Annotated in this window: 9 protein-coding genes and 2 pseudogenes; 5 read left to right on the top strand and 6 right to left on the bottom strand. The window is 43.7% G+C overall.

Annotated elements, in window-relative coordinates; genetic code table 11:
* From Q4Q54_RS05195 to Q4Q54_RS05220, 6 genes and pseudogenes are all read right to left on the bottom strand, one after another.
* On the bottom strand, positions 1-2,889 hold the full coding sequence (locus Q4Q54_RS05195; RefSeq protein WP_311987894.1) for a DEAD/DEAH box helicase: 2,889 nt from the start codon (positions 2,887-2,889) through the stop codon (positions 1-3).
* 253 nt (positions 2,890-3,142) lie between these two features.
* On the bottom strand, positions 3,143-3,676 hold the full coding sequence (locus Q4Q54_RS05200) for a HEPN domain-containing protein (protein WP_311987895.1): 534 nt from the start codon (positions 3,674-3,676) through the stop codon (positions 3,143-3,145).
* A 16-nt stretch (positions 3,677-3,692) separates the two neighbouring features.
* Positions 3,693-5,273 carry a VWA domain-containing protein gene (locus Q4Q54_RS05205; protein ID WP_311987896.1) on the bottom strand — a complete coding sequence of 527 codons (1,581 nt, stop codon included), beginning with the start codon at positions 5,271-5,273 and terminating at the stop codon, positions 3,693-3,695.
* Positions 5,266-6,795: an AAA family ATPase gene (locus tag Q4Q54_RS05210; RefSeq protein ID WP_311987897.1), complete on the bottom strand. Its 1,530-nt coding sequence runs from the start codon at positions 6,793-6,795 to the stop codon at positions 5,266-5,268. The genes Q4Q54_RS05205 and Q4Q54_RS05210 overlap by 8 nt, the downstream gene beginning before the upstream one ends.
* Before the next feature lie 76 nt (positions 6,796-6,871).
* Positions 6,872-8,368, bottom strand: a complete 1,497-nt coding sequence (locus tag Q4Q54_RS05215; protein ID WP_311987898.1) for a sigma 54-interacting transcriptional regulator — start codon at positions 8,366-8,368, stop codon at positions 6,872-6,874.
* 216 nt (positions 8,369-8,584) lie between these two features.
* A pseudogene (locus Q4Q54_RS05220) lies at positions 8,585-8,726 on the bottom strand (AlpA family phage regulatory protein).
* A gap of 85 nt (positions 8,727-8,811) precedes the next feature.
* Between Q4Q54_RS05220 and radC the strand changes: the two are divergent.
* The 5 genes and pseudogenes from radC to Q4Q54_RS05245 all read left to right on the top strand — a co-directional run.
* Entirely contained in the window at positions 8,812-9,318 is a 507-nt protein-coding gene (gene radC, locus Q4Q54_RS05225) for a RadC family protein (RefSeq protein WP_311987899.1), read from the top strand.
* A 40-nt stretch (positions 9,319-9,358) separates the two neighbouring features.
* On the top strand, positions 9,359-9,721 hold the full coding sequence (locus Q4Q54_RS05230; RefSeq protein ID WP_248084380.1) for a hypothetical protein: 363 nt from the start codon (positions 9,359-9,361) through the stop codon (positions 9,719-9,721).
* A 142-nt stretch (positions 9,722-9,863) separates the two neighbouring features.
* Complete coding sequence (locus Q4Q54_RS05235; protein ID WP_248084379.1) at positions 9,864-10,220, top strand: type IV toxin-antitoxin system YeeU family antitoxin; 357 nt, start codon at positions 9,864-9,866, stop codon at positions 10,218-10,220.
* 245 nt (positions 10,221-10,465) lie between these two features.
* Positions 10,466-10,879, top strand: coding sequence for a DUF2787 domain-containing protein (locus tag Q4Q54_RS05240; protein WP_248084378.1), 414 nt, complete (start codon positions 10,466-10,468; stop codon positions 10,877-10,879).
* Positions 10,880-10,996: 117 nt separating this feature from the next.
* Positions 10,997-11,268, top strand: a pseudogene (locus Q4Q54_RS05245) (site-specific integrase); the annotation flags it as partial.
* Positions 11,269-11,292 lie beyond the last annotated feature (24 nt).

Raw genomic sequence — 11,292 nt, forward strand, 5'->3', positions numbered from 1 at the left:
TTATAGCCCCTCCGAGCCGGTTAGTACTGCCACCAGTTGAATATATGGCGAGGTTTCTGTGGTCATGGTGTCTTCAATCCAGCGTAAATATTCATCAAAAATGTGTTCAATTTCACGTTGGCGCCGGGCTTTTTTATCATTGACGAGCTTTTCAGCTTGTTTACTCTCACCAAATTCCAGCTCTAACTGCTTAATTTGTTTATCACGTAGCTTATCGAGCTTCTCCATTTGCTCATTGAGCTTGTGGTTTAACTCAGCCTCTTTTTCGTTACGCAGCTGCAGTAAATGTGGCCGTACCGCATCAATTGCATTGCTTAACAGCGCTTCCTGACGCTCGTGACTACGCTCGCCCCCTTTGTTCGATAAAGTGTGCAGGTGGAATGGATAACGCTGAATAAAATCTTCAAACCGCTCGATACCGGTGAGCTCACCGTCTTCAAAGCTCACCACCAGCCATGGGTTCACCACTGGGTGCGATTTGCGGTTAGGGAACAAGCCTGAAAGCACAAAATGATCTTCGTAGCTGTCGAACAGGGCCGGCAGACGCAGCACCGGCGCTTGATGGCGGCCAAATGCCCCCATCATTTTATCGCCCAACCATTGTGATACCGGGTTAATAGGCCAGAGATATTGGATTTTCGGCCAAGCTGTTTGCTCACTGCGACAGCGCACAATTTCCTGGTTGATCACATCAAGCTGGTTGCTTAAATAAAGCGTGTGGTTGTTCTCTTCTTTGGGCTGAATTTCCACTGGCAAAAACTTAAAGCGTTGACGAAGATCTTTAGGCGCAAACAGTGAAACTACGCCGTTACTATCCTTTTCATATTTGAGTTTCTGCCCCTGTTGGTTGAGATACTTTAGCGCGTTTTCACAGTAATCAAGATCATCTCTGAACAAGGAAACTGACAATGCAATATCATCTCCCTCTTCAGTGTGAGACACCGCGTTTGCAAACCCGGCAAACAAGTCATCTTCTTCAAGCTCGCTATTCTGGCTGTAGAAGTTATCTATCCAGTCTGCAGGGTCAAAGCTGATGTCATCATTCATCATTTGCTCAGCAATTTGCGCTTCTTCCTCTTCCTGAGAATAAGCACGGGTGAACTCTGAGCTATCGCCAATGTTTTTCTGCGCTTGATCATCCTTATTGATCAATACTTCCAGTACGCGGGTATCACCGCTGATACGAGGGTTATTACTCTGTGTAAGCAGATAGCGAATTTCAGGCTGATGTTTCTGACCATAACGATCGATACGCCCATTACGCTGTTGGAATACCATAAGCGACCAGGGCACATCGAAGTGAATCATTTTATGACTGAGGTGGTGTAAGTTAATACCTTCTGATGCCACATCAGAACAGACAAGTAAGCGCAGTTTGGAGTTTACTTTACCAAACTCTTCCACCACGTTCATGATGTCAGTATCAGGCATGCCACCATGCAATTGAGCAATGGCCTCGTCGGTTAAGTTAAAGTCTTGCTTCAGGTTTTGATAGAGAAACTCTAATGTTTTGAGGCTTTCAGTGAAAATAACTAAGCGATCATCTGTTTGGTTTTTCTTCCACTGCAGATCTTTTTGCATCGTCGTAAGCAGCTGTTGGTACTTACTAAAACTGACTTTATCTACGTTACGCAGTGCCGATGCAAGATGCTCAAGTTCATTAATGTCTTCTTGGTAATCTGTATCGTTATGCTGTTTGATTTTTTGTTCTAACTTTTTAATGCGGTTTTCAACTGTAGATAAACAGGCCATAGGGCTTGAGAAAAGCGCTTTTTCTAAGGTCACTTTGAATAATTTGGCGCCTTTGTTGCCAGATTCTAAATTGCGTAATGACATATCCACTAAGCGGCGATAAACCTCTTCTTCTTGCCCGCTGGCCTTTGCATACACCCTTTCGATATTACGCTCAGGAAACTCGCCGACCATCTGATCTTTAACATCTTTTTTGAAGCGGCGCACAACAAGATTTTTATCTTTAAAATCGTCATAGCTGTAATCACTGGCGTTGGCAATAGCGGTTGCATCCAGCATATTCATTAAACTGGCAAAGCTTTCTGCTTTGCCGTCGTGAGGCGTTGCTGAAAGCATCACTAAGGTATCGCTGCGCCGTGCGAGCAATTTAGCTAACTTACTACGCTGTGATTGCGAACCACGCTCGGCAACGTTATGTGCCTCATCGATTACAATAATGTCCCAATAGGCACTCTCCAGATAATGACGGTATTCGACATCTTGTTTCAGCGTATCAATAGAGATGATGGCCTTGTCGTAGTAGTAGAACGGATTATGGTTAGTTGGTATGCGATTACGAACCTGCTGGATCCCGGTAGAATCAAGCCGCGTTAATGGTATTGAAAAGCGGCTCCAAAATTCCTTCTGAAACTGGGTCAGCATCGATTTCACCGCTAACACAAGAATGCGTTTACCTTTACCGCGACGGATTAATTCGGACACTAAAATACCGGCTTCAAGGGTTTTACCTAAGCCAACCGCGTCTGCAATTAAAATGCGCTGACGAGGTTGTTTAAGCACCATTTTGATAGGGTCTAGCTGAAATGGCAGTGGGTCCATCGCGGCTTTATGACCAAGATGCACTTTTTCATCCGTTGGCACACGCTGGCGTAACATACTTTCGATGTACAATTTAGCGGCACTATAGCCGGGTGAATCGTCCTCGACCAAAATCGTGTTCTTTGGATCAAGAATATCAATTCTGTTTTCCAAGCTGGTTAAAAAGCGCCCTTCTTTACCACGAACGAGCTCTGAGATCCCTTCGCAGGTAATAAGTTGACCGCCATCAGTACTGTTGTCGACTTTTTGAATTACCCATTCGGCATCTCGAATTACGATGCGCATGCCAGGGGCATAATTGACTTGTTGGTCGATCATAATTGTCTCTTGAATTCTTTATGAGCAAAACATCTCATCAAGGTTAACTTTTTAATTATTTTTAGTTTTCGAAAAATAATTGGTATCAATCATCTAAACCGCATAAAAGGTAGTTATCGGACAAATTTCGTTCATTACTAGTTCGAAAACACACGACTTAATATGGACGTAATCACCTTTTATGTAGGTGACTAAGCCACTTCGCTATGTGTAAATGTTTAATACTTTATAAACTCGCAGATAGCCAATCATTTTACACGGATTCAATAGCTAAATCTGTTGTTTCTACGAGCTTTTTAAAAAATGTCAGGCATTTTTTCATATCTGGTCGGCTTACTAAATGAGTGGCTTGCTTATCATTGACCGAGCGATGCACCGCCTCACCTCGCTTCCTGATCCATTGGTCCAGTTTCGATTTAACTTGATCAGCATCGCCATCAATCCAGGTCCATTTTTCGGTTACGTCAAGGTGTAAAAAGCGCTCAAACATTCCTTTGGTTTTTCTGGAATTGGGCGTATGGAAATACCTAAGCTCTCTTTCAAGTGTCGATTTGATGAACTTTCCGACATTAGATCCTTCGAGTGTTCGTAAATCAGTGGTCAGCCTCTCCTCTATGACATCTTCCACGTAGGTTTCCCAAGCGGTCAAGGTCATGATCAATGCCGCTCGCTTTAGCTCTTCAGGCTCTCTTTCTCTACCCTCCACCTGATTTAGCTGATCATAGGCATACAAAATCCGTTCGGCGTCTTGAATTGCATTTTCAAAATTGTCTCTGGCTTTCGACACGAGTACTCCTTTACCTTTAATGTTGATTATTTTGAAGATCTAACCAGCTTGAAAACTGATGCAACGGGTCACAGATCTTGTCCATCGGCGACAAACGCGACCCAATAACAATCCCATGAATACTCAATCCGCTATTATCCTTACGATGACTAATTTTACGGGTTAGTCCAGAAGACACCGCAAACTCACCATCGCTAACGAGCAATATATCTGCTTGATGCCATTTATTTTTATCACTTTGCTCAAGAGCCAAATTAAGTGGACCCTCTGCATCTGTACCGCCGCCGAATGACATGGACAGAAAAAGTATCATCCGCTCTAAACCCTCAGCATCGGGTGTCAGTTCCATTTCTGTCACTTCTCCGCGGCTACCAAATAGGTAAACATAACAAGCACGTTTTTCGGTTTTAGCCACACTGATACATTGCAACACCAGCGCCTTGGCAACATTCTCTGGTGTTCCTTGCATGGAACCAGAAGTATCTAGACAAACAATCATGGGACCACGGTTACGATTTATTTTGAAGCCGGATTTTTCTTCCTTAACCTCTTGATCAAATGTAACCTGTTCAGTGATGATGTCCGTGCCTTCAACAGCATAACTGAGCAATGCATGCTCAGCTCGCCGGGCATGCCAAAGTTTTTTAAGGACTGGATGCCCCAAAAAAGCCGCTTCTTGAGGCAACATTCGACTGATTGAGTCAGAACGAGTGATCCCTTTGGTTTCCATTGGCACAAGCGGCATAGAAATCTCTTTATCGCGCCTTTTCGTTACGCTCATCTTAGAGATAATTTCTTCAATCACGGGCTCACCGTCGCAATCTTTCATGCGCCCCAGGGTTTCAATCACTTCACGCAATTGTGGGATTTGCTCGACCAGCTTCTGTAATCGCACCATGTTCATCCAACCATGGCTTTGCAGCATTCCTTTCGATAGGTCCCAACCAAGACCAGTGACCACACCTAAATCATCAAAAATCTCTGAAAGTATTTGCCAGACTTCCAACCTTTCGGCCCAAACTGATGGCAATACAAATGGATGTTGTCCACTAACATTAATTAACTGCAACCAGGCCTCTAATTCAGCCTGGAGCTGATATTCAAGTTTTTTTGCATCTGAAAGAACAAGTGAATTTTTAAGTTTGGCTGAATTTCGTTTGATTTGGATAGCGGCGAATTCCTCTTTCAGCACTTCTAACGCCTGCTTATATTTGATTTGAGCTAATTGCCGAGCAAGGATTAATGCTCTTGTCTGAGCACCTTCAAGAGCAGATAGTAAATCCAGTATCAAGGCATCGGTGACTTGCGGATTATTTTGACAATAAGTTGCAATACCTGAACGGCTAATTACATTAACAATGTTTTGCTGAACAGCCTCAGGTAACCAAGGACAAGGTTGTGACAATGACTCTCCCGCCAACAACTGATTTCGCAATAATGCGATAGTCATACAGCGAGTAGATAAATCGCCTCCTGGTAGGGTAGCTACAGCTGGCACCAACGAATCAGGTAATAAATCAATATCAACTAACTGCCGCTCCAAACCAGCTAAAATATTAAGTGCAGGAGCCAGCTGTGTTGGTTTTTGTTCATTCACAGAGTTCACCCTCTAACACTGCATCAACTGGAATGCTAGTGTCCGACAAATCAACTTCTTGTTCCCGTGGCAAGGCTTCAAAACCTTGTTTCACTTTTACCAGACGATTGGATAATTTATGGCTGTATTCAAGGGCGTTATCTAAACTCGCAATCACTTTAGAAAGCAGTTCAGGATTTAACCAAAGATGGCTTTCAAATACTGTCTTAGCATCTTCTCGCTGTTTGCTTAAAGCGTTGATGTGGTTTTTTATCAACGCAAGAATTTCTTCTACGCCAGCAACACGCCCCTTAATATGGTCTTCAGAATAACTAATTGATTCCATAACGGGTTTAAATGCTTGATTAATCATAATGGCATTTAATGAAGAGCTATAACGCCCGCGACTTGAAGTTGTCTCTTTATTGTCATAGTCATCCCAATAGAGAACTTCACCTTTAGCATTTGTTTTTTGGACTTCTCCAGAGGATTGTAATGTCTGTTTACCTTTATCATTAATAAACAGTGGCCGACCTTTGTTGTCTACTTTCTGCTTTTGTTGTGACTTATCAGCCTTTAATCGTCCTTCCCAAGTTGCCACTAAACTTGATGCACGTTCATCGGTAAAATCACCATTGATGGCTACAGCTTGATTATAGAGCTCTTGCAGCCCAGAAAACTCCTCCGGCTTATTCCACAGACAATGAGGTAAAACCCATGCATCATAGTTACTCACTTGCGTCAATCCAGAGGTGAATGCTGATACCTTCATCAGTTTTATCAACTTGAGCCAACGCCTGTCCGAAACGTAAATATTCTCTCGATTTAGATATGTCCGAAACTCTTTACACAATGCCAACACAGAAGAACTCAGGGTAACCTTGTCAGCTAACTGCTGCACCTCAGCAAGATCTTCTAGCTTGAGTCGGATATTCAGCTCAGGCTCAAATTTTTCAGCTGAAAGCTGCAATAATTCACTAAATGAACTATCGGACAATGGACCGACAAAACTACGTAACATAAAGCGATCATATAAAGCAGAAAGCTCCTCACCTTCCGGTAACTCGTTACTCGCAGCAATAACCGAAATTAAGGGCACCTTGTATCGACGATTACCATTATCAAATTCTCGCTCGTTTAATATGGTTAAAAGACTATTCAAAATGGCACTGTTTGCTTTAAAGATTTCATCAATAAAAGCTACTGATGCATCAGGTAGATAACCACTAGTTAAACGAGCATACCTATCATCCTCTAATGCACGAATAGAAAGAGGCCCAAAGACTTCTTCTGGGACAGAAAAACGTGTCAACAAACGCTCAAAATAACTCGCTTCAACAAAGATATTTTTTAGCCGTTTGGCTAGTTCACTCTTTGCGGTGCCCGGAGGACCTACAAGCAAAACATGCTCACCCGCAAGTGCGGCAAGTAAAATCAGCTTAATTTGTTCCTTTCGCTCTAACAGACCAACATTCATCGCAGCCATAAGCTGTGAGATTTTATCTTTACGTGAGAGTGGTTGTATTGCCGTTAATTGTGTCACAGTGGATCTCCTTATGTTGAATTGCATTCCCTGGCTTAATTCAGGGTCAAACTCATATAGCGACTTTTATGCCAATTTAGTCATTGTCGTTTTCTAGACCGAGTTTTTTAAGGCGATTATTTAAAGTTTGGTGATTGTTGTAGCCGAGTAACAACGCCGCTTTACGTTTATTTCCTGACGTAAATGCCAATCCTCGTTCTAAATAGTGTCGTTCTACTAGATCAATAATACTATTTATATCAACACCTTTTGATATATCTCTTTCGAGAATGCCCTCACTATTTTGGAGCGTCGAAAGTATCGCCCTGCGAATATCAACTTCTTCCAATACGGCAGTTTCAGACCATAAGGCCGCCCTAAGAATCGTTGCTTTCAGCTCTCTGATATTTCCAGGCCAACGATGATTACTGATAATTTTTTTTGCAGCAGTGGAAATTTTTTTACCACCTAGAGAAGGGTATTCTTGTGTGAGCATGGCGGTAAACTGATCTGCTAGATGGTCTAAATCGCTTTGTCGAGACCTTAGAGGTGGTAAGGACAACACACCAATGGCAACCCTATAGAATAAATCCTCCCTGAACCTACCCTTGGAAACGTCAGCCATCAAGTCTCGATTAGTTGCTGTGATTAAACGGAAATTGCTGCTACGTTCTTCACTATCTCCCAATCGAGTGAATTTACCATCCTGCAATACTCTAAGGAGCCTGACTTGGGCTGAACTATCAAGCTCGCCAAACTCATCCAAAAAAAGAGTACCTGAATGCGCCAATTCAAAAACTCCTACCTTATCTGAAACCGCACCAGTAAAAGCCCCCTTTTTATGACCAAAAAGTATTGAATCGATAAGTTCTGAGGGAAATGCTCCACAATTGATCGCAACAAATGGTTTGCCCCTTCTCGCACTTGCATTATGAATTGCCCGAGCAAACATCTCTTTGCCGGTACCACTCTCACCACAAATCAGCACAGATACTTCATGCGATGCTAAAACTTGAGCCTTGGCTTTAAGTAGTAACATTTCAGGATCAAGGGTAATAATGTCATCAAAGGCGGGATCAGCATCAGAGCCCAATAGACCAAGTTGCCCAAGTTCAATAGGGGCCAGATTAGTCATAGAAGGAATATACTCAGCAGTGAGCTTAAAAGGAATTTCTACAGTATTAACGCCTTGTTCTTTTGATGCTTGATAAAAGTTGCAGGCGAATCGAGTTTTACCGAGTAATATCCATACAGCCTGCATAGCAGGTGTACCCGGGCTCAGTAAAATAGACAGTGCAATGGCTTCACGATTAATACCGTCTAGTAACCGTTCTGCAGCGAGGTAAATTTCTCCAAAATCAACTGGCGAGGATAAATCCGCCTTACGGGCATGAACAGGGAAACTAAGATTGTCACTGAGTAGTTTAAGGTAGGGAGCAACTAGATCCGACGGATAATTATAAATAAGCTCAAGCCGATCAAAAGCAACAACAGATACTGCCGCCCATATAGGGCCAGTCATTTTAATATCATTTGATTCTAAATCATTGCCGCCAATCCAACTAACCAACACTTTTTCGTTAATTATGTTCATCCATAAACCAACATTTAAATTTATCAATAGTAAAAGCAAGCATGCCGTGCTGGCACTTATTTGTCAGACTTGTAGCATTTCATAATCTACAGAAAAATAACCATTTTTCAATGCATTTGAATCAATATTGCCTATTACAGCACTTTGTTTTTCATTTTTGTTTATGTCGATTACTACCTAACAATTAATTACCCTAAAGATTGCCAAAATCGGCCCTTATATTTCTCTTTCAACCCATGCAACAGACCTACTGCCCAGTTTCACTGCTTTGGGGGAAAAAGCCTTTATCGACATATTTGTAAATGGTTGAACGGGCTAAGCCAGTTGTGTCAATCACGTCTTTTATTCGAATAGCTATGCCAGTAACTTTCAACTTTTCCAAATCTTTTCAGATATATATCACTCCTGTGCATAAGTCCATTAACGCTTTAAAGGAGCCTGATATGTCAACAAAAGCGACGCACGCCAAAACTAAACCAGACAACTTGATAGACCAGCCGATTAACCAGTGGCCGCAGACTGCCGAAGAAGTCCTAGCCTCTGCCGCCAATATCATTGCCGAACGCTATGTGAAGAAGGACGCCTATACCAACCCTCAAGCCACTAAGGATTTCTTAACTTACAAACTCGGCGGTTATGAGCGGGAGGTGTTTGCGGTGATGCTGCTCGATAACCAACATCAATTACTTGAGTTTAAAGAGTTGTTCTTTGGCACTTTAGATGCCGCCAGTGTTTATCCACGTGAGGTGGTTAAGGCTGTGTTGGCCGCCAATGCCGCAGCGGTGATTTTTGCCCATAACCACCCATCTGGCGAGTCTGAACCTTCGGCTGCAGATAAGAACATCACTCAACGGTTAACCGATGCATTAGCGCTTATCGATGTGCGTGTGCTTGACCATATAGTGGTTGGCCGCACGCCAGTGTCCTTTGCTGAGCGCGGCTTACTCTAGCCAGCGTTTAAACCTGTCACGCCAAATCAAGGAGTCCATCATGATTGAATTTACCGATAGTTTTTCACAGGCCTGTGTTGCCGAGGCCTGCGCCGCGTTTCCTGAACTGCGTAACCGCTTAGCGGTTGAGCTGATTTTGCCGATGTTTGTCCGCCCACTTAATGCCATGGGCCAAGTGATTGGCAAGCCGATTGTGGCACCAAATCCAAAGCTGCATAAAACCGTATTGAGTGTATTTCACCGTGATGTGGTTGAACACTTACCCAAGGAGATCAGCTTCTGCCGCTATGCTTGCCCCTGTGATAGTAATGGTGTGCCAACAGGTGAATGGCAGCGTGTGATCAACGGTGTGTACTTCAACCATGGCAGCAATGAACAGCCTAATTGGAGTGTGCACACCTAAAAACTATTACCCGCCCTGTATCCAGCCCACTAGCCAGTTGTATTCACCGCTTGTACTCGCCTAGGCATTTATCACCGCTCTCGCTAGTCCGCTAACAAGCAATCCACTACCTGAGTTTCATCCTTCAACCATTGAGGTCACTATGACAACCCTAAAACTTTTCGATATTGAGCACGCCTGGGGCCTGCCCCGTAAAGTGTCCCCCCGCTTTGGTGCAAGGCTGATTTTACGTGGTCTGCACTTGGATTATCTCCATGACCGTTCAAGCTTTGTCGGTGAATTTCCACCAGCAATTAAACAACAATTTGTAGAGGCCTTTCCGGCCATAGTTAAACAGCTTGAGCGGCTGGTGGCCACCGGCGAGATTGATGCTACTGAGAAGCACTGCATCACCATTGAGCACGCCGGCTTTACCTGTGAGGCTGACACCTTAGGCAGCCATGGCTATTTGTATATTGCGATTTATCAAACCGAAACTAAACCAAAGCTAAGCCACTGACCACCAGCAACCTCGCCCTCACTCGATAACCCGTTCATTATCGTAAGCCAGTACCAATCTCGTTAAACATAACCACCAAACTTTAATCTCCCAGCTCAAAAGCCTTAGCAAGCCGCCCTTAGCGACTCACATTAAACCGCTTAGCCAACAGTCGTTCTATTAACCAAACCGCATAGACAGCAAAAGCCAAGGCGTGACTGCGCCTTGGCTTTTGCGTATGCCCGTTTTTAAATAAGGAATATTCCATGACATTAACTATCAAGCGTAATCAACTGCCAGCGATGCCTGATCGTTTTTACCAAGTGATCGAAAAGGAACTGGCTGAAGTCGCACCAAAAGACGCCAACGCCATCACCCTTAATTTTCGCGATCCCGACTACAGCGCCGAAACGGGCGGCTTTCATCCTGTCGAAGTCCGGCTTGAGAAACAACAAGATCACTGGCGTTTAGTGTACGTCACCGACTTTGCTTTTCGTGGTCATCCTTTCCCTGAACTGGTTAAAGACATCGATATCTGCTTTAACAGCAAGCAGGTCTATAGCCTGTTTAGTGGCTGGATTACTGAGCGAGAATCACAGGGGCTGATTAAGTTGTTCAGCGATAACTTTGTCAGTTACTATCAGATGGAAGCCTATCAAGTGCAGGTGAGCTTGGATTAACCCGCATCGTTATTTCAATGTTGTTGAACACCAGCAAGTTCCCGTAACCATAAAACGGAGACACTCAAACCCTTTCCCCATGCGGCTTTCAACAACGCAAGTGCCCAAAAACACGCGATAGCGAAAAATGAGGTTCAAACCGTTAAAGATCAATACACAGTTAAGCTTATCAGCTATCTGCTCGAAAGACAGTTTATAGCCAGCAACTGGCCGATGTCTGGAATATCGGCCTTAACCTGGCCCTTAGGATCTTTGACTTACTGGCCATTAAGTTCAGCGATATCGACGGCGACCGCTTAAATATCATTGAGCAGAAGACCGGTAAACGCGCCAGCATCAAGCTCAATCCGAAGACGCTGGCGTTGATTGAGGCGATCCACCAGCGTCACCTTGAACTGCAAGCAAGAATTTGC

Source organism: Shewanella sp. SP2S2-4 (assembly GCF_031932025.1).
GTDB classification, from domain to species: Bacteria; Pseudomonadota; Gammaproteobacteria; order Enterobacterales; family Shewanellaceae; genus Shewanella; species Shewanella baltica.